This window comes from Rouxiella silvae, from assembly GCF_002093625.1.
Taxonomy (GTDB): Bacteria; Pseudomonadota; Gammaproteobacteria; order Enterobacterales; family Enterobacteriaceae; genus Rouxiella; species Rouxiella silvae.
The window spans coordinates 1-18,825 of the sequence record NZ_MRWD01000014.1 but is presented as its reverse complement, the minus strand read 5'-3'; the positions used below and the strand labels follow the sequence as shown (position 1 = coordinate 18,825).

Annotated in this window: 15 protein-coding genes, 3 tRNA genes and 1 other RNA gene; 9 read left to right on the top strand and 10 right to left on the bottom strand. The window is 49.2% G+C overall.

Going from position 1 to position 18,825, the window contains the following annotated elements; genetic code table 11:
* Positions 1–119 precede the first annotated feature (119 nt).
* Positions 120–773, bottom strand: coding sequence for a riboflavin synthase subunit alpha (locus BS639_RS07605; protein ID WP_084982723.1), 654 nt, complete (start codon positions 771–773; stop codon positions 120–122).
* A 318-nt stretch (positions 774–1,091) separates the two neighbouring features.
* Here BS639_RS07605 and BS639_RS07600 point away from each other — a divergent pair, with 318 nt between their 5' ends.
* From BS639_RS07600 to BS639_RS07575, 6 genes are all read left to right on the top strand, one after another.
* Complete coding sequence (locus BS639_RS07600; RefSeq protein WP_084982722.1) at positions 1,092–2,465, top strand: MATE family efflux transporter; 1,374 nt, start codon at positions 1,092–1,094, stop codon at positions 2,463–2,465.
* Positions 2,466–2,666: 201 nt separating this feature from the next.
* Positions 2,667–2,743, top strand: a tRNA-Val gene (locus BS639_RS07595).
* Between the two features lie 31 nt (positions 2,744–2,774).
* A tRNA-Val gene (locus tag BS639_RS07590) sits at positions 2,775–2,851 on the top strand.
* 31 nt (positions 2,852–2,882) lie between these two features.
* Positions 2,883–2,959 (top strand) — tRNA-Val (locus tag BS639_RS07585).
* Positions 2,960–3,564: 605 nt separating this feature from the next.
* Entirely contained in the window at positions 3,565–4,977 is a 1,413-nt protein-coding gene (gene pykF, locus BS639_RS07580) for a pyruvate kinase PykF (protein WP_055770234.1), read from the top strand.
* A 292-nt stretch (positions 4,978–5,269) separates the two neighbouring features.
* Positions 5,270–5,506 (top strand): major outer membrane lipoprotein, encoded by a 237-nt coding sequence (locus tag BS639_RS07575; RefSeq protein ID WP_055770230.1) that lies wholly within the window; start codon positions 5,270–5,272, stop codon positions 5,504–5,506.
* Positions 5,507–5,718: 212 nt separating this feature from the next.
* Here the strand turns inward: BS639_RS07575 and BS639_RS07570 are convergent, their stop codons facing one another.
* The 7 genes from BS639_RS07570 to sufA form a co-directional block, all read right to left on the bottom strand.
* On the bottom strand, positions 5,719–6,684 hold the full coding sequence (locus BS639_RS07570; RefSeq protein WP_084982721.1) for a L,D-transpeptidase family protein: 966 nt from the start codon (positions 6,682–6,684) through the stop codon (positions 5,719–5,721).
* A 293-nt stretch (positions 6,685–6,977) separates the two neighbouring features.
* On the bottom strand, positions 6,978–7,394 hold the full coding sequence (gene sufE, locus BS639_RS07565; protein ID WP_055770226.1) for a cysteine desulfuration protein SufE: 417 nt from the start codon (positions 7,392–7,394) through the stop codon (positions 6,978–6,980).
* A gap of 27 nt (positions 7,395–7,421) precedes the next feature.
* A complete protein-coding gene (sufS, locus tag BS639_RS07560) occupies positions 7,422–8,642 on the bottom strand; it encodes a cysteine desulfurase SufS (RefSeq protein ID WP_055770223.1) in 1,221 nt (406 codons plus the stop codon).
* Positions 8,642–9,943: a Fe-S cluster assembly protein SufD gene (gene sufD / locus BS639_RS07555; protein ID WP_055770220.1), complete on the bottom strand. Its 1,302-nt coding sequence runs from the start codon at positions 9,941–9,943 to the stop codon at positions 8,642–8,644. The genes sufS and sufD overlap by 1 nt, the downstream gene beginning before the upstream one ends.
* The gene (sufC, locus tag BS639_RS07550) at positions 9,918–10,664 is read right to left on the bottom strand and encodes a Fe-S cluster assembly ATPase SufC (RefSeq protein ID WP_055770217.1); all 747 of its coding nucleotides are present in this window, start codon (positions 10,662–10,664) and stop codon (positions 9,918–9,920) included. Before sufC ends, sufD begins: the two co-directional genes overlap by 26 nt.
* Before the next feature lie 67 nt (positions 10,665–10,731).
* Positions 10,732–12,252 carry a Fe-S cluster assembly protein SufB gene (sufB, locus tag BS639_RS07545; RefSeq protein WP_055770213.1) on the bottom strand — a complete coding sequence of 507 codons (1,521 nt, stop codon included), beginning with the start codon at positions 12,250–12,252 and terminating at the stop codon, positions 10,732–10,734.
* A gap of 30 nt (positions 12,253–12,282) precedes the next feature.
* Complete coding sequence (gene sufA / locus BS639_RS07540) at positions 12,283–12,654, bottom strand: Fe-S cluster assembly scaffold SufA (protein ID WP_055770211.1); 372 nt, start codon at positions 12,652–12,654, stop codon at positions 12,283–12,285.
* A 458-nt stretch (positions 12,655–13,112) separates the two neighbouring features.
* On the opposite strand from sufA, the gene BS639_RS07535 reads away from it, so the two are divergent.
* Positions 13,113–13,517, top strand: coding sequence for a hypothetical protein (locus tag BS639_RS07535; RefSeq protein WP_084982719.1), 405 nt, complete (start codon positions 13,113–13,115; stop codon positions 13,515–13,517).
* A gap of 154 nt (positions 13,518–13,671) precedes the next feature.
* On the opposite strand, the gene BS639_RS07530 is transcribed toward BS639_RS07535, so the two are convergent.
* Together BS639_RS07530 and ydiJ are read right to left on the bottom strand one after the other, a co-directional pair.
* On the bottom strand, positions 13,672–14,091 hold the full coding sequence (locus tag BS639_RS07530) for a hotdog fold thioesterase (RefSeq protein WP_055770202.1): 420 nt from the start codon (positions 14,089–14,091) through the stop codon (positions 13,672–13,674).
* Positions 14,092–14,110: 19 nt separating this feature from the next.
* Entirely contained in the window at positions 14,111–17,164 is a 3,054-nt protein-coding gene (gene ydiJ, locus BS639_RS07525; protein WP_084982718.1) for a D-2-hydroxyglutarate dehydrogenase YdiJ, read from the bottom strand.
* A 210-nt stretch (positions 17,165–17,374) separates the two neighbouring features.
* On the opposite strand from ydiJ, the gene ydiK reads away from it, so the two are divergent.
* Positions 17,375–18,472 (top strand): AI-2E family transporter YdiK, encoded by a 1,098-nt coding sequence (ydiK, locus tag BS639_RS07520; protein ID WP_055770196.1) that lies wholly within the window; start codon positions 17,375–17,377, stop codon positions 18,470–18,472.
* 191 nt (positions 18,473–18,663) lie between these two features.
* An RNA gene (rprA, locus tag BS639_RS07515) (antisense sRNA RprA) lies at positions 18,664–18,775 on the top strand.
* The last annotated feature ends 50 nt before the right edge of the window (positions 18,776–18,825 follow it).

The window sequence follows — 18,825 nt, the reverse complement described above, 5'->3', positions numbered from 1 at the left end:
GCCGAAAACAAATTTTATTGTTTTCGGCTTTTTATATTTAACGTACTGACTGTGCTTTTTTACACGACGAATAGCGCAACAAGTGTCAATTTCAGCACGTTATTGATATCAGGTTTGCCTTATTTAGGCTGTTCGGCCAAGGCGGCAGCGGCGGCCATCGCAGCTTCTCGACTGGCGAGTACGCGCTCCACGGTATCGACAATGGCCTGCGTCTGTGGGTCAATTTCAATATTGATTTTATCACCCAGACGTTTTGCTCCCAGCGTAGTTCGTTCCAACGTTTCAGGAATAAGATGCACACAAAAACGGCTGCTGGTCACTTCTCCGACCGTCAAGCTGATACCGTCAATGCCGATATAACCTTTGTGCAAGATATACTTCATGTAATCCGCATGCGGCAGGCGGAACCATATTTGACGGTTATTTTCTGACGTCAGAATTTTTTGAACTTCTGCGGTGCAAACAATGTGGCCCGACATGAGATGCCCACCAATTTCATCATTAAAGCTCGCCGCGCGCTCCAGATTAACTTCGTCCCCAACCTCGAGGTCACCCAGGTTGGTCAGACGCAGCGTCTCTTTAATTAAATCAAAACTAACCAAGTCATTTTCAACCTTGGTTACCGTCAAACAACAGCCGTTGTGGGCAACCGAAGCGCCCAGCACCAGATTTGGCAGCATCTCGGCGGGCATTTTAACCACATGCGTTCTGAAGTTAGGTTTCTCGACAACGGACACCAGAGTGCCAGTGCCCTGTACTATTCCGGTAAACATAAGGCGTGCCTCTTCAATTCAATTAAAATTCGAAAATATAATATCGATAAGTTTGCCGCAGATTGACGTGAAAGCCAAATTCAAGAACCGAAGAAAGCACGCGAACCCCAAACAACAGACCCACATTCAAGCTACGCGAAAGAAATGTCATAAACACTGAATATACTAAATACTATAACTGCGGCAGTTCATGAAATTTCAGCATGCGATTTGCTTAAAAAGCATGACGAGGTACAATCTTTCGACTATTACTCAGTATATTATCGTCACCCTCGGGTGGCTTTTTTGGTTTCTTAATCATTATAAAAAGGTGTATGCGTGCAGAAGTACCTTACAGAAGCGCGTAGTTTATTGGCTCTCGCTATCCCTGTTATCTTGGCTCAAATTGCTCAAACCTCGATGGGTGTTGTTGACACCATTATGGCAGGATCAGTCAGCGCTACCGATATGGCTGCGGTTGCCGTCGGCACATCAATATGGCTGCCAGCCATACTGTTTGGTCACGGTCTTTTATTGTCATTAACGCCCACTGTCGCGCATCTGAACGGCGCGGGTCGACGAGACAAAATAGGCGATCAGGTTCAGCAAGGTTTTTGGTTAGCCGGTGGCGTTTCAGTGCTGGTGATGGTGGTTATTTATCACTGTGACCTGATGATTGGCCTGATGCACAACATCGACCCTCTGCTTAAAGAGAAGGCGATCGGTTATCTGCGTGCCATTATGTGGGGCGCACCGGGTTATTTGTTTTTCCAGGTGCTTCGCGATCAGTGTGAAGGACTATCGAAAACCAAACCCGGCATGGTATTTGGCTTTATTGGCCTGCTGGTGAATATTCCGGTTAACTACGTTTTCATCTACGGTAAGTTTGGCGCCCCAGCACTCGGTGGTGTGGGCTGCGGCGTGGCAACAGGTACCGTTTACTGGGTGATGTTCATCATGATGCGCATCTACACTAAGCGCACCTATTCTCTGCGAGATATCGTGGCCACCAAACCCTTTGCCAAACCTGACTGGCAGGTGCTTAAGCGCCTGACGCAGCTGGGTTTGCCCGTTGCGCTGGCGCTGTTTTTCGAGGTCACCCTGTTTGCCGTCGTTGCGCTGCTGGTTTCGCCATTGGGCATTGTGGCGGTGGCAAGTCATCAAATCGCTCTCAATGTTGGTTCATTAATGTTTGTTGTGCCACTGTCGCTCGGCGTTGCGGCCACTATTCGGGTTGGTTCACGCCTCGGCGAGTCAAACCCGCAGGGGGCTAAGGTGTCGGCCCGAACCAGCGTGGCAACCGGCATTGCGATGGCCTGTATTATTGCCACTCTTGCCGTTATTTTTCGCGTTCATATCGCGCAGCTTTATAATGACAATCCTGAAGTGGTTACCCTCGCCTCGCATCTGATGCTGTTTGCGGCTATCTTCCAAATTTCTGATGCCGTACAGGTAATAAGCAGTGGCGTGCTACGCGGCTACAAAGATACCCGCTCGATATTTTACATCACCTTTACCGCTTACTGGATTTTGGGATTGCCAATCGGATATCTGCTGGCGCTCACCGACTATCTGGTTCCAGCGATGGGCCCCAGCGGATTCTGGTGCGGGTTTATCATTGGATTGACGTTTGCGGCCACCATGATGTCGTGGCGCGTGCGCTGGATACAAAAACAGTCTTCATTCTCAATTTTGCAGCGCGCAGGACGCTAGTGCCATCCCATTTATCCCCGCCCCTCGGTGTGCTGTTTATAAGCAGCGCACCGCAATTAATGTGCAAAAAATCAACGCAATGAGCACTCACGCAGCAATCAGCTGCAATATGTCATTAAAATGCATTTTTTCCCTTGCCAGCACTCCGGTAGGCCGTTAATATTCGTCCCCGCTGCCAGACTGGCAGACAGAGATAACGATGCGTCCGTAGCTCAGTTGGTTAGAGCACCACCTTGACATGGTGGGGGTCGGTGGTTCGAGTCCACTCGGACGCACCAAATATCTCAGGCTTCAAAAATTGCATGATGTGCGTCCGTAGCTCAGTTGGTTAGAGCACCACCTTGACATGGTGGGGGTCGGTGGTTCGAGTCCACTCGGACGCACCAAATATCTCAGGCTTCAAAAATTGCATGATGTGCGTCCGTAGCTCAGTTGGTTAGAGCACCACCTTGACATGGTGGGGGTCGGTGGTTCGAGTCCACTCGGACGCACCAATGCAAATCGCATGACCTCTAAAATCTCATAGACTCCCGTAACCGATTATTCACTACCTTCTTATACCCTGACTTTTCCTGACTCTATCTGTATTTCCCTTTACTGCATGATGTACCCCTTCCCCTCGCTATGGTTCATCTTATGACCCTGTCGTTTACTCCAATTTCAAATTGTTAATAGTTACTTGGCGTTTGTTAGCAATCGATGCCGGCTTTTGAACGATTGCGCAACAAAGCCGCAGATAAGCCTATTCTCTTGCGCACGCTGCTAATTTTTGATTGGTTTCCCTCCCTCGAACCCTCTATACTATGAGCCAACAAACTGGCACAGTTTCTTAGATTGAATGGATTCAGCCCCTTGATCTATCGATATCGTCATATAACAAGCGTTTTCACTCCTAGAACGATTAAAACTCGTCCATACCGTTGCGTGCCCGTCGAACTTTACACAACGTTTCTCCTGCACTCGCCTATTCTTAGAAATGTTTTGTTCAAACTAACGTTTTTCTCAAACCAGGTCAGAAAACCATTCAGCGCGGACGGTGACCGCATTGCCGCCTTGCGCACTCTTATCCTATCCATCACAACTTGTAGAAAAAATCGTCATGAAAAAGACTAAAATTGTTTGTACTATCGGACCAAAAACTGAATCCGAAGAGATGCTGACTAAACTGCTCGATGCAGGTATGAACGTCATGCGTTTGAATTTTTCTCACGGTGATTATGAAGAGCACGGTCAGCGCATCAAGAACATCCGCAACGTTATGGCCAAAACCGGCCAGAAAGCCGGTATCCTGCTTGATACCAAAGGCCCAGAAATTCGCACCATCAAACTGGAAGGCGGCAAAGACGCTTCCCTGGTTGCGGGCCAAACTTTCGTCTTTACGACCGACCAAAGCGTCATCGGTAACAGCGAACGTGTTGCAGTAACCTATGCAGGCTTCGCAGCCGACCTGAAAGTGGGCAACACGGTTCTTGTTGACGACGGCCTGATCGGCATGGAAGTCACTCAAGTCACCGACACTGAAGTAACGTGTAAGGTGCTGAACAACGGTGATTTGGGTGAAAACAAAGGCGTTAACCTGCCTGGCGTTTCCATCGCTCTGCCCGCACTGGCAGAAAAAGACAAGCGCGACCTGATTTTCGGCTGTGAGCAAGGCGTTGACTTCGTCGCGGCTTCTTTCATTCGTAAACGTTCAGATGTGATCGAAATCCGCGAACACCTGAAAGCCCACGGTGGCGAACACATCCAGATCATTTCTAAAATCGAAAACCAGGAAGGCCTGAACAACTTCGACGAAATCCTCGAAGCTTCAGACGGCATCATGGTTGCTCGTGGTGACCTCGGCGTTGAAATCCCGGTAGAAGAAGTTATTTTCGCGCAGAAAATGATGATCGAGAAATGTAACCGCGCACGTAAAGTGGTGATCACCGCAACGCAAATGCTTGACTCGATGATTAAAAACCCACGCCCAACACGCGCAGAAGCGGGCGACGTGGCAAACGCCATCATCGATGGCACCGATGCAGTTATGCTCTCTGGCGAAAGTGCCAAAGGGAAATACCCACTGGAAGCTGTTCGCATTATGGCCACTATCTGTGAGCGTACAGACCGCGTCATGCAGAGCCGTATCGACGGTCAGAACGACAGCCGTAAACTGCGTATCACCGAAGCCGTATGCCGAGGTGCCGTAGAAATGGCCGAAAAACTGGACGCTCCGCTGATTGTTGTTGCAACCAATGGCGGTAAATCGGCGATCGCCGTGCGTAAATACTTCCCTAATGCCACCATTTTGGCATTAACTACCAATGAAGTGACCGCGCGTCAGCTGATCCTCACTAAGGGTGTTATCACCCAACTGGTGAAAGAAATTGCTTCAACTGACGATTTCTATCGCATTGGTAAAGAGGCCGCACTTGAAAGTGGCCTTGCACAAAAAGGTGATAAAGTGGTTATGGTTTCAGGTGCATTGGTTCCAAGTGGCACCACGAATACCTCTTCAGTTCACACTGTTTAAGCCTAATTAGGTTAAACAATTAAAAAACGCCGCGAAATGCGGCGTTTTTTTTGACCGTTTTTCTGTATTTCCCAAAAAGGCTGTCAAATACGATGTTCTGAAAATGGGACAAGTCTCATGGAATCAGCCTGTTTTAGATAACGTTTTTCAAGTTTTATGTAAAAAAAGATGCTTCTTTGAGCGAACGAGCAAAATAAAGCATTTGGCGATAAAAATTTATTCTCATTAGAAAAAGGTTTGTGTAATACTTGTAACGCTACATGGAGATTAACTTAATCTAGAGGGTTTTATAATGAATCGCACTAAACTGGTACTGGGCGCAGTAATCCTGGCTTCTACTCTGCTGGCTGGTTGTTCAAGCAATGCTAAAATCGACCAACTGTCTTCTGACGTTTCAACTCTGAACTCTAAAGTTGATCAGTTGAGCAACGACGTTGCAGCAGTTAAAGCTGACACCCAAGCAGCTAAAGACGACGCAGCACGTGCTAACCAACGTCTTGACAACCAAGCTCACGCTTACAAGAAGTAATATTTACTTCTCATAGTGAAATGGCGCACATTGTGCGCCATTTTTTTTACCTAAATATCCCTACCAAACTCTCTGCCCGCACTATCCCGCCTTAATCACACCCAGACAGACGCACTATTGCAAGCCTACTCGTTCAAAGTATTAAAGTAAAAACGCCACCAAAGCGTTCTGGTGGCGTTTAAATCGCATGATTGATTAAGACCGCTGTGCGATTACATGGCTGATGCCGGTGGTGTATTCGTTTCTTCAGTACCCGTATTAACCAGTACCGGCATGCCTGAACGACGCTCAATGGCGCTTGTCAGCACGTCCTTGTTGGTTTCGTCACTGGATTTAAATTTCTTAAGGCTGGAACTGATGGCAATCGGCATCGTTTGTGGATCGTCTTTTTCAGTGCGTGATAGCGGCTGGTGAACCTCGACGTAGCGTTTCCCGTCGGGTTCTATGTCGAACTTGATGGGTTGATTAATGACCTGAACACGGGTGCCTTTAGGTACGCTGTTAAACAGCGCTTCAATATCATCTGGCCGCAGTCGAATACAGCCTGAGCTTACGCGCATCCCGATACCAAAGTTGGCATTGGTGCCGTGAATCAGATAATGGCCCTGACCCGCAGCTAAACGCATGGCAAATAGCCCCATCGGATTCTCGGGGCCGGCAGGAACCACGCCCGGCAGCGTAATCCCCTGCTCTTTCAAATAAACTTTGCGAATGTTGGGGGTAGGCGTCCAGGTCGGGTTGGGAATTTTCTGGCTGACGGACGTGACCATCTCAGGCGTATTTCGACCCAACTGGCCGATGCCAATCGGATAAACCACCACTTTGCTCTCCCCTTGTGGATAATAATAGAGGCGCAGTTCCGCAAGATTTATCACTATCCCCTCACGCTTGGTGTCAGGCAACAACATCTGACTGGGAATAGTCAATACGGTGCCGGGTTTAGGCAGCAAAGGATCTACGCCAGGATTAGCTTCAAGCATGGCAATAAGGCCAATTTGAAACTTAGCGGCGATGGCTTCGAGCGGCTTGCCGTCGTTGGGCACGACGTAGGTGGTGTTTTCGCCAATCAGGCGGCTGTTGTCGGCTGGAAGTGGGTAGTCGGCAGCCTGGGAAGCCTTAGTCCCGGCGGTAAATACAGTGGCGAAAAGCATTCCCATTAGAGGCAAAGAAAGTTTCATGCTAATTCCTACTCAGTGGAGTGTTCGACTGATTCAGTACAGTGCCGAAGAGTCGTTCATTATGTGAGTTAATACTAGCAGTACCGAGCTGAAAGACAATTTACGCTTCTGAAATCAAGATGTTACGATCTCCTGGTCGGGCGTAATTTAAGAAAAACTAAGAGATTAAGATGCTGAAAAATCAGAAATAAATCAGGAAAAAAAATCTGAGGACCATTAATTAGCCCAACTCATTAGCAGAACATTCCTAACAAGTCGGGCTACTTGCAACGGCAATTTTGACCAAGAGAACCTTAGGCCATCACCGTCGCTTTTGCACGGATAGCACGGATCATCGCTTCCAGCCCCTGAGATCGGGACGGGGTGAGATGCTGACTCAGTTCGAGCTCACCAAAGAAGGGGCGAACGTCTAGCGCCACCACTTCCTCGGCTGTTAATCCGTGATACAGGCTGAAAACAATCGCCAGCAGGCCTTTGACAATAGCGGCATCGCTGTCGCCCAAAAACGTAATCTGGCCGTTGTCATCGGTCTGCATCACAATCCACACCTGGCTTTGACAGCCAGAGATGAGATTCTGCGCTTGACGATTTTCATCACTCAGCGGCGCCAACAGCGCGCCAAGTTCGATAACGTACAAGTATTTTTCTTCCCAGTTCGGGCACCGGGAAAAGTTCTTAACCAACTTTTGCTTATCTGGCAAATTTGCCATAAAAACCATCCTGCTTGTTGCTTATCGTTAACCCAGCAGCAGGCTAATACGTTTTAGTCCTGCGACCAAACGGTCAACTTCTTCACGGGTATTATACATCGCAAGAGAAGCACGGCACATTGCCGGAACACCGAAGAACGACATGAGCGGCATCGCACAGTGGTGACCGGTACGAATGGCAATACCGTATTGATCAAGGAAGCTTCCCACGTCGTAAGCATGATGTTTGCCTAAGTTAAAAGCAATCACGCCAGATCGAACCGCAGGCCCATAAATATGAATATCCGGGATCTGCGCCATCGCCTCAAGGGCATAGCTCATCAGGGCATTTTCATATTCATGAATTGCATCAAGGCCAAGCTCGTTGACATAGTCAAACGCTGCACCGAGGCCGATCATCCCGCCGGTATTCGGTGAACCCGCTTCAAAACGCCAAGGCGCTTTAACGTAGGTAGTGCCTTCGGTGAGGCTGACGTGCTTGATCATCGAACCGCCGCCTTCCCAAGGAGGCATTTCATCAAGCAGTGCCGCTTTACCGTAAAGAATACCTATACCGGTTGGACCATAAAGTTTGTGGCCCGAGAACACGTAAAAATCGCAGTCAAGCGCCTGAACATCAACCTTGTGATGCATGACCGCCTGCGCACCGTCCACCAGCACATACAGGCCAGCAGCTTTTGCCTGCGGGATAATGGTTTCAATCGGGTTGCGGGTGCCCAAAACGTTTGACACGTGGGTCAGCGCCAGAAGCTTGGTTTGCGGGGTAAGCAATGACGCAAACTGATCCATGTCCAGCTCGCCCTGAGGCGTGAGATGCCATACATCGATATGTAAACCGCGTTCTTTCGCAATCATCTGCCACGGAACGATGTTGGCATGGTGCTCCATTTCGGTGATGATGATGCGATCGCCAGCGGACAACTTGGTGCGGCCAAAGGTATTGGCGACCAGGTTGATAGCTTCGGTCGTGCCCTTCACAAACACAATTTCTTCGGCAGAAGCCGCATTGATAAATGCGGCGGCCTGCTTACGAACGTTTTCCATCTGCTCGGTAGCTTCAACGCTGAGGGTGTGGATCCCACGGTGCACGGCGGCGTAGTCATGCTGATAGAATGCACTCTCGCGGTCGATAACCTGACGCGGTTTCTGCGCACTGGCAGCACTGTCAAGGTAAGCCAAAGGCTTACCATTAACGTCGCGGCTCAGCAAAGGGAAGTCACTACGCACTCTTTCCAGTGGAAAACTCATTACTTACCTCGATTAAGTCGACCTGCAATCCGTGCAATAACAACTTTGCGCAATGTTTCATTTTCGATGGCTTCCGTCAGCTCGGCTGCAAAAGCAAAGATAATCATGTTACGCGCATCAAATGCACTAATACCGCGAGCACGCAGGTAGAAAAGTTGCTCCTCGTCCATACGGCCTACGGTGGCACCGTGTCCACATTTGACGTCGTCAGCCCAGATAACCAGCTGCGGTTTGGTATCAACTTCTGCCTTCTCACTGAGCAGCAGATTATTGTTGGTCATCTTGCCATCGGTTTTGATTGCGTCTTTAGCAACGTAAATCATACCGTTGAACACTGCCTTGGCCTTATCGTTAACAATGACTTTATGCAACTGGTGGCTGTTGCAATAGCCTTTGTTATGCTCAAGATAAGTACGAGTATCGGCCAGTTCAGAATCCATCGGCAACAGCAGGCTGTTCATATTCAGGTTGCTGCCTTCACCGTCGTGACGCGCACTGGTGTGATGTCGCGTGAGGCCGGCACCCAGCAGGAAGCTGTTGCTTGAAACGTTCGCATCACGGCCAATAACCAAATCGTTATGGGCAAAGTGGAAGCTCGCCTGACTTTCGAAAGACAGTTTGTAATGGCTCAGCGTCGCATTATCGCCAACGTTTGCCGTTAAACGTGCGCCGGTGAAATGACCAAGGTCGTTCAGGCTGACGTAATGCTCAATAATTTCAGCATTGGCCCCGCTCTCAATCTCAACGTGATAGCGGTGATGCACCGTATTCACTTCGCGTGATTTGTCGCGACCGCTGCTAATGTGCAACAGGTACAGCGGCTTCGCGGCGTGCTTGCCTTTTGGCAGGCGGATTTTAAGGCCGTGCTGTGCAAGGCTCTCCGTCAGGTGCAGGAAAACTTCTGACTCAATGGCTTCGGGCAGCGTTTGTTGAATAGCGGGTGTCAGCTTTTCAATCTCAAACTCGCCGGTGGCAGAGTCACTCAGCGCTTGGTTGAAACGACCATCAACAAATACCAAACGGTACGCATCAATAGGTAGCGCCAGTGCTTCAAATTTCTCGGCGGACAGTGACTGTTCTTCAGGTAAAAAGAACTGATTGCCCAACAAAGGGGCGACAGGTGTATATTTCCAGTCTTCCATTTTGGCATGCGGGAAACCAAGGCGCAGAACCTGCTGCCAGTGATTGTGGGCATGGGAAGACTGTTCGCCACCTACGCTTTCAAACAGACGGTAAAACTGCTGCATAGCATGCGAGCTACCGGCCGCAGGTGCATTACTCTTCGTCGGTAAGCCAGCCATAACCTTGCTCCTCCAACTGTTTAACCAAGCTAAAATCACCCGATTTTACGATGCGACCCTGTGACAGTACGTGCACGAAATCAGGTTTGATATAGTCGAGGATACGCTGGTAGTGAGTCACAATAATAAAGGCACGCTTACCATCACGCAGCGCGTTAACGCCGTTGGCAACGGTTTTCAAGGCATCGATGTCCAGACCTGAGTCGGTTTCATCAAGAATGCACAGGCTTGGCTCAAGCGCGGCCATTTGCAGAATGTCATTACGCTTTTTCTCACCGCCGGAGAAACCAACGTTGACAGAGCGCGTCAGCAGGTCCGCAGGCATTTTCAGCAGTTCGATTTTTTCGTCCATAAAGTCGGCAAAATCGAAGCGATCCATTGGCGGCTGTTCGCGATATTTGCGTACCGCATTGACTGCAGTTTGCAGGAAGAAGTTGTTGCTGACGCCAGGGATTTCAACCGGGTATTGAAATGCCATGAAAACGCCTTCACCGGCGCGATCTTCAGGGTCTAATTCCAGAAGGTCTTTACCGTTAAACTCAACAGTACCCTCAGTAACTTCATAATCTTCACGGCCCGCAAGGGTGGCGGAAAGCGTACTTTTACCTGAACCGTTCGGGCCCATAATAGCGTGCACTTCGCCTGGCTTGATCTCGAGATCCAACCCCTTAAGAATTTCCTTTTCTTCTACGCGGACTTTTAAATTCTTAATGCTTAACATGTGTATCCTTGATTTTGCGTCTGTGCGCTCGTGTTTCTGCTTATTCTGTTTTTCTTCAAGTGCAGCATTAGCCAACACTGTGTTCTAGGCTGATTGCCAGAAGCTTTTGAGCTTCTACGGCGAATTCCAACGGCAGCTCGGAGAATACGTCTTTACAGAAACCATTAACAATCATTGAGATAGCATCGTCTTCACTGATCCCACGCTGCAGGCAGTAGAACAGCTGATCTTCACCAATTTTTGATGTTGTAGCTTCATGCTCAAGCTGGGCACTGTTGTTGCGCACTTCGATATACGGGAACGTGTGCGCGCCGCAGTCGGCACCAATCAGCATTGAGTCACACTGAGTAAAGTTACGTGCGTTCTCGGCTGAAGGCAGAATTTTAACCAAACCGCGATAGCTGTTTTGACTGCGCCCTGCTGAGATACCTTTCGCGATGATGGTCGACTTGGTATTTTTACCAATGTGGATCATTTTTGTTCCGGTATCAGCCTGCTGCTTGCCGCTGGTCAGTGCGACCGAGAAGAACTCACCTACCGAATTATCACCTTTAAGGATAACGCTCGGGTATTTCCAGGTAATGGCAGAGCCGGTTTCTGATTGGGTCCAAGACATTTTAGAGCCTGAGCCTTCACAAATTGCGCGCTTGGTAACAAAGTTCAGAATGCCGCCGCTGCTCTCTTCACTGCCAGAGAACCAGTTCTGTACGGTGGAATATTTCACTTCGGCATCTTTCAGAATGATGACTTCGACCACCGCCGCGTGAAGCTGATAAGTGTCACGCACAGGCGCGGAACAGCCTTCAATGTAGCTAACGTAGCTGCCTTCATCGGCAATCAGGATAGTACGTTCGAACTGGCCGGTTTTCGCCGCATTAATACGGAAATAGGTGGACAGCTCCATCGGGCAACGCACGCCTTTAGGGATGTATACGAAGGTGCCATCGGAGGCGACAGCGGCATTCAGTGCGGCAAAGAAGTTATCTTCCGGAGGAACCACGGTGCCCAGGTACTGTTGCACCAGCTCTGGGTAGTCGTGAATTGCTTCACCGAACGAGCAGAAAATAACGCCCGATTCTGCCAGTTTGTCGCGGTAGGTTGTGGAAACCGACACGGAGTCAAAGATGGCATCAACGGCCACTTCTTTACCTTCGCGTACCGGAATACCTAGCTGGTCGAACGCTTTTTCAACTTCGCTGGTCAGGTAGTTTTTATCAAGCCCAGGCACGGCCAAAGAGTCTGCCGTGGACTGCTGCGTAGCGCCGGGCTGAGAGCCGCAGGCATCATCACAGCTGCCGCATGAAGGCGCAGAATAGTAGCTGTAATCCTGATAATCCAAAGGCGTGTATTTACCTTTAAGCCAGTGCGGTTCTTCCATTTTGAGCCAAGCACGGAAAGCCTTCAGACGGAACTCAAGCATCCACTCCGGCTCATCACGCTTAGCGGAAATGGCGCGGACGACATCTTCGTTGATGCCGGATGCGAGTTCATCGGTTTCAAGCGCGGTGAAAAAACCTTCTTTGTAATTATTTTTTTCGCCAGCCCAAGACTGCACGTTGTCTGGAACTTCTACGTTGCTTCTTGACATATTAGTTACATCGCTTTGATTACATGAAAATTACAGGCCAAAGCTTTCCCCACACCCGCAGGCATGCTGAGCTTTTGGATTGTTGAACTTGAAGATTTGATTCAGCCCTTCATGGACATAATCAACTTCTGTTCCATCGATGAAAGGCATGGCTTTCAGCGGAATATACAGGCGAGCACCATTGCGCTCGAACACCAGGTCATCGCTGGCCGGTTGCTTGGTCAAATCAAGCACGTAGGCAAAGCCCGCGCAGCCTGACTGCTTGACGGAAAGCTGTAGCCCTTTAACTTCAGGGTCTTGAGTAACCAATGTGTTGACCTGCTTGGCCGCAGAATCAGTCAGCGTCACGCCTTGCCATACGTTGTCATCCAATGAGAACGTGGCGACATTTTCGGTTTGCATCTGTCTACCTCATAGATATCAGGTTATTAATAGACAACCCTATGGTCTCTATTTTAGTGATTACACATGTCACTTCAACCTCTTGTTTTAAGAGGTTATAGCGATTACGGACTGCAAATGGCCCCGCTCGAGTCCGTAAGTGAGGTGCCGCCATTTCAGGGCTTTATCAAGGCATCTCATCAACTAATTGAATAAGTTGTCAATTTTTTGTTAAAAATTGATAAAACTCGCCTTCCTGCACATTTTCCGATGCCCCTGTTTTACTACGACAAAACATTCATCGGAAATACCTATTTATGTATTTCCCCCATCCTATCGGCAAATAAGGCTCTTTTTGCCTTATGCCCCTACATTGATCGGGGTCAAAAAAGGTGTTAGAAAACGTTGATTCGCAGCATTTTTGCCAATATGATGATTTTAAATATGATAATAGTTATCATTCAAATCGGAATGTGCTCATGGCTCAATCGGTAAATGCGTGGCTTCAAGCTAAAATCGACGAATATAAATTTAATGTACGCAATGTAACCGTCGACTTTTATTTAGCCGATGCAGCATTAAAGCGAGACGAAGCCGATATAAGTCAATTGAAAAGCTATAACAGTCTTTGTCTCGATATGGCCAATCTCTGCCTGCAAAACGGCGATGACCATAGCTATCTTCATGCGCTGTGTAAACTACATAACCGATTGATATTTGAAATTAATAACCCGCAACGTAGCGAATTGTTTCACGTTCAGAGCTACCACTTCGCCCGCCATACTCTAAAGCTCATTTGCCAGTATTATGCCATGATGGGCATCTGGGAAAAAGCGACAGCGTTTCAAACTGATTTTGTTAAGCGTGTACCTTTCCAACTTTAATAGCAAATAGCATAATTAAGGGCGGGATAATCTTATTGTTTGTGTGGTTAATAATGGCGCTAATATAAAATCAATCACATTACCCTTATAAACAATAAGGGTGAAGGCCGCACTCACCTTCACCCTCAGTTATTATTTTAGCACTAAAACCCTGTCAGAGATCGATAACGGCGGTGGTTAGCCGGGAAATACAGCACAAATGATCACCTTCATCAAAAATCTTTATTTCCCAAACCTGATTACGACGGCCAACGTGTAAAGGCTGACACACCCCCCTCACATACCCGCTGTGTGCGGCACGCAGATGATTGGCATTCACCTCAATTCCTACGATTTGCTGGTCGCCCTGGGTACATAAATATCCAGCCATAGAGCCCAACGATTCCGCCAACACTACCGATGCACCGCCATGCAGCAGTTTGAAAGGCTGCGTAGTGCGCGAATCAACCGGCATAGTCGCCTCGAGGCGGTCTTCTGCCAGCACAGTAAATTCAATGCCAACGTGCTCAACCATACATCCCTGACTGGTTTTATTAAGCTCTTCGAGCGTGGTTTTTCGTTTCCAAAGTGCCACTTTACTCTCTCCTTGATAGTTAAATCAGTTCAACCAACGCCTGCAGCGGATGACGAAGTCCATTACCTTCAATGCGTTTTACCTGGCTACGGCAAGAATAGCCGGTTGCCAGACAGCGTTGACGCGGAAGGCGCTGTAGAGACTGATGCCATGAAAGTTCATAAATGCCGAGAGAGTTCTCGATATTTTTGGTTTCGTGGCCGTAAGTTCCCGCCATGCCGCAGCAGCCGACGCTAACGTTTTCAAGTTTGGCACCGAAGCGGGCAAAGATATCGCCCCACTGTTTGCCGCTGGTCGGCAGCGCGGTGCTTTCGGTGCAATGACCAAACAGATACCACGACTCGCCGCTCTGCTGCATTTCAGGCCTGTCGGCCAGCAAAGTGCTTAACCACTCATGCACCAGCTGTACCTGGAAGGAGCCGCGCGACTGACCGAGGATCTCTTTATACTCATCGCGGTAACACAGCACCAACGCTGGGTCGACGCCCACCATCGGCATGCCCAGCTGCGACACGCGATTAAGAAACAGTGAAGTTTTTTTAGCGGTTTTAGCAAAGCGCTGCAAAAAACCTTTAACATGCTGCGCCTTGCCGTTTGGCGAGAACGGCAGTACCACCGGCTTAAGGTTGAGTTTCTCAACCAGACGGACAAAATCGGCGACGACTTGCGCATCGTAATAGCTGGTAAACGGATCCTGCACGATTAATACATACTGCGCGCGCTCGGCAGGCGGAATACTTTCGAGCTGCTCCAGCGTCATGGTGGCGCTAGCGTTTGCGGAAAGCTGTTCACGTAAAGTAGGCGTTGAGAGCAGAGGAAGGTCGACCATGCCGACACTTTTGCGGCTTAGTTCACGAACCCAAGGCTGCTTGAAGAAAAAGTTAAAAACTTTGGGCGCGCGCGACATCAGCGGGGCGTAGCTTTCGACGCCGGCCACCACGTAATCGCTGACCGGACGCAGATAGCGGGTGTGATAGAGCTGTAGGAAGCGTGAGCGGAAACCAGGTACATCGATTTTAATCGGACACTGGGTTGAACAGGCTTTGCAGGCCAGGCAGCCGGACATGGCGTCTTTCACCTCATGCGAGAAGTCATATTCACCCTTGCTGGCATACCAACTGTTGCGCGTTTTTTCAATCAGTGTTCTAAAACTCATCGACTGCTGAGGCAGTGCCTGCTCAAGTGCCAACGGTTCAACGCCCTGCTCGGACAATAGCCTCAGCCATTCACGTACCATACCGGCGCGACCCTTTGGCGAGTGAATACGACTGGCGGTGATTTTGAACGACGGGCACATCGGACTCTTCACATCATAGTTAAAGCAAAGCCCGTTGCCGTTACACTCCATCGCACCGCGAAATGCCGTACGTACCTCAACGGGAATACGACGATCTAGCGTGCCACGCTTAGCCGCATCGACCTTCATCATCGGCTCATCGCAGTCAAGCGGGGAACAAATTTTCCCTGGGTTGAGCCGGTTAGCCGGGTCAAAGGCGGTTTTAATACGACGCAGCTCGTGGAACAGCTCATCGCCAAAGAAGGCCGGACTGTATTCGGCACGAAAACCTTTGCCGTGCTCTCCCCACAGTAACCCACCGTATTTGGCTGTCAGTGCGACCACTTCATCAGAAATCTTTTTGAGCAGCATTTCCTGCTGCGGATCGCACATGTCGAGCGCTGGACGCACGTGTAAAACGCCGGCATCGACGTGGCCAAACATGCCATAACTTAGATTATGGCTGTCGAGCAAGGCACGAAACTCAACGATATAGTCGGCAAGATGCTCAGGCGGAACGCAGGTATCTTCGGCAAACGGCAGCGGCTTGGCGGCACCTTTCGCGTTACCCAGCAGGCCGACGGATTTTTTGCGCATGTTATAAATACGCTCAATTCCTGCGAGGTCAGCACAAATCTGATAGCCAATCACCCCGCCCTCTTCATCGTGGATTAGCCCATCAAGACGTTCGCAGAGAGATTCAACCTGCTGCTCAATCAGAGCCAGACAGTCACCAGCAAACTCCACGATGTTCAGACCTTGCATATCTTTGCCTGGTACGTCAGTGATGTATTCACTGACGGTGTGCCAAACAATGTCTTCACGCGCGAGATTAAGTACTTTGGAATCGACGGTTTCCACCGACAGCGCCTTGGCATCAACCATCAAGGGCGCATTGCGCAGAGCCGAGTTGAAGGAGTCATACTTGATGTTAACCAGACGTCTGACCTTCGGGATCGGCGTTAAATTTAAACGCGCTTCAGTAATAAAGGCCAGCGTGCCTTCAGAACCGGTCAAAATACGTGTCAGATTAAAGGTCTGTAAATCGTCGCTTAGCACGTGACGCAGGTCATAACCGGTGAGGAAGCGGTTAAGCTTGGGGAATTTGTCGATAACCAATTGACGATTATCACGACAGCTTTCAAGTACCGTGCGATAAATTTGGCCAACGGTAGAGTTCTCTTCACCAAGCTGCTCAGCCAGTTGCGTAGGCATCGCGTGAGTATCAAGCAGTTCACCGCCGAGAACGATTGCGCGCACGCCAAGCACATGGTCGGAGGTTTTTCCGTAAACCAGAGAACCCTGACCCGACGCATCAGTGTTAATCATGCCGCCCAGCGTGGCGCGGTTGCTGGTTGAAAGCTCGGGAGAGAAGAAATAGCCTAACGGGCGCAGGAAGTCATTTAACTGGTCTTTAATAACGCCAGCTTCTACCTTGACCCAACCTGCTTGGGTATCAATATCGAGGATGCGGTTCATATGTCTGGACATATCAACCACGATACCGCGGTTCAGAGACTGACCGTTGGTGCCGGTACCCCCACCGCGCGGGGAAAACACTAGCGATTTGAAGCGTTCCTGACCTGCCAGTCTGCCAAGCAGAGCCACGTCAGAAGTTGCCCGCGGGAACAACACCGCATCGGGTAAAAGCTGATAAACGCTGTTGTCGGTCGCCATAGTCAGACGATCGGCGTAGCTGGTTGCCATGTCACCCGTAAAACCGTCTTTCTTTAACGCTTCCAAAAAGTCGAGCACCAGTTGAATGACGCCGGGTGCCTGAGAAATTTGTGGGATCATTGATTACGACTCTGTCTTTGTTGTTGTTTGCAGGCCTGTAGGCGGCCGCTGGATCCGTAAAACGCATCCACCCTGTCTAAAGCAACTTAAAAACTACCATACTTCGTTTTCCAGCGCTTCTAAAACCCCGCATAATGCGCCATCCTTAAGAGGATCGTTTAAGGCCAATTCCTGGCCGCCTGCTTTTGCTTTCTGATACGAGAATGATTAATGAATCTCCCGAACAAGCGTTATGATTTACCGCAAATCATGTTTGGCGTGCTGTTTATAGCCTTAATGACGATCGCCAGTATTTGGGTGGTCAAACCTTTTATCTTGGGATTTGCCTGGGCGGGAATGATCGTGATTGCAACCTGGCCGGTGATGATAAAAATTCAGTCCCTGCTGTGGGGACGCCGCTTTTTGGCCGTAATTGTCATGACGGTGCTGCTTATTCTGCTGTTTGTTTTACCTATCGCACTGCTTATTTCCAGCGCGGTTGAAAACGGTGCACCGCTGGCCAAACTCGCCAGCAACCCTTCACGACTGCATTTACCTGATTTTGCCTGGCTTCAGTCGATCCCCTTAATTGGTAGCAAAACCTACAGCGGGTGGCACACCCTTATCAACAGCGGGGGAAGCGCACTGCTGGCAAAAGTACAACCTTACGTTGGGCAGACCGCAGGCTGGTTTGTGTCACAGGCCGCCAACATTGGCCGATTTATTCTGCATTGTTCGCTGATGCTGCTGTTCAGCGCCCTGCTTTACAGCCGTGGCGAGCACGTAGGAATGGGAATTCGCCATTTCGCCATTCGTCTGGCGGGTGACAGAGGCGATGCGGCTGTCATTCTTGCCGGTCAGGCAATACGCGCCGTAGCACTGGGCGTAGTCGTGACCGCCATTGTGCAATCGGTTCTTGGCGGCATTGGCTTGGCTATCGTCGGCATTCAATACGCGACGCTGCTTACCGTCGTGATGTTCGTATGCTGCGTAGCGCAAATCGGGCCTCTGCTGGTATTAATTCCGGCAATTATTTGGCTGTACTGGACCGGCGATAACACCTGGGGCACGGTGCTATTAGTGTGGAGCTGCGTCGTTGGCTCGCTCGACAGCGTGCTGCGTCCAATGCTGATACATATGGGTGCTGATTTGCCGATACTGCTTATTCTGTCTGGCGTTATTGGCGGGCTGGTGGCTTTTGGGATGATTGGCCTGTTTATCGGGCCGGTAGTGTTAGCGGTTTCTTATCGCTTGATTTCACTTTGGGTTAATGAAGCACCTCAGCCCGAAAAAGATATCGAAGAAGTAAACAAACTGCTCGGCGAATAAACGTGTAAAATATACTGCCCGGGGGTATTTAAAATACTTTCGGGTAGGTTAATTCCCCCCTATAAATACTCTTCAGTTAATTCATTCCTCCCGTTTGTCGATTAATTATAAAATCTCACTTCCTGAGAACTTTAAATTTCTATTAAGAGAATTCTTAGAGACTAACCTAGCTTTGGATCTTAGTATTGATAACAGTTGAACTTTCAACCCCATGATTTATATGTAGGCTTTCCCCTAAGTATGCATACCAAAGAATTGCTGTGTGTAGTCTTTGCCTGTCATTAATGACGGGCTTTTTTTTTACTCCATCCTCACTCAAATCACCCTAAACCTTACCTTTTTTAAATTTAATA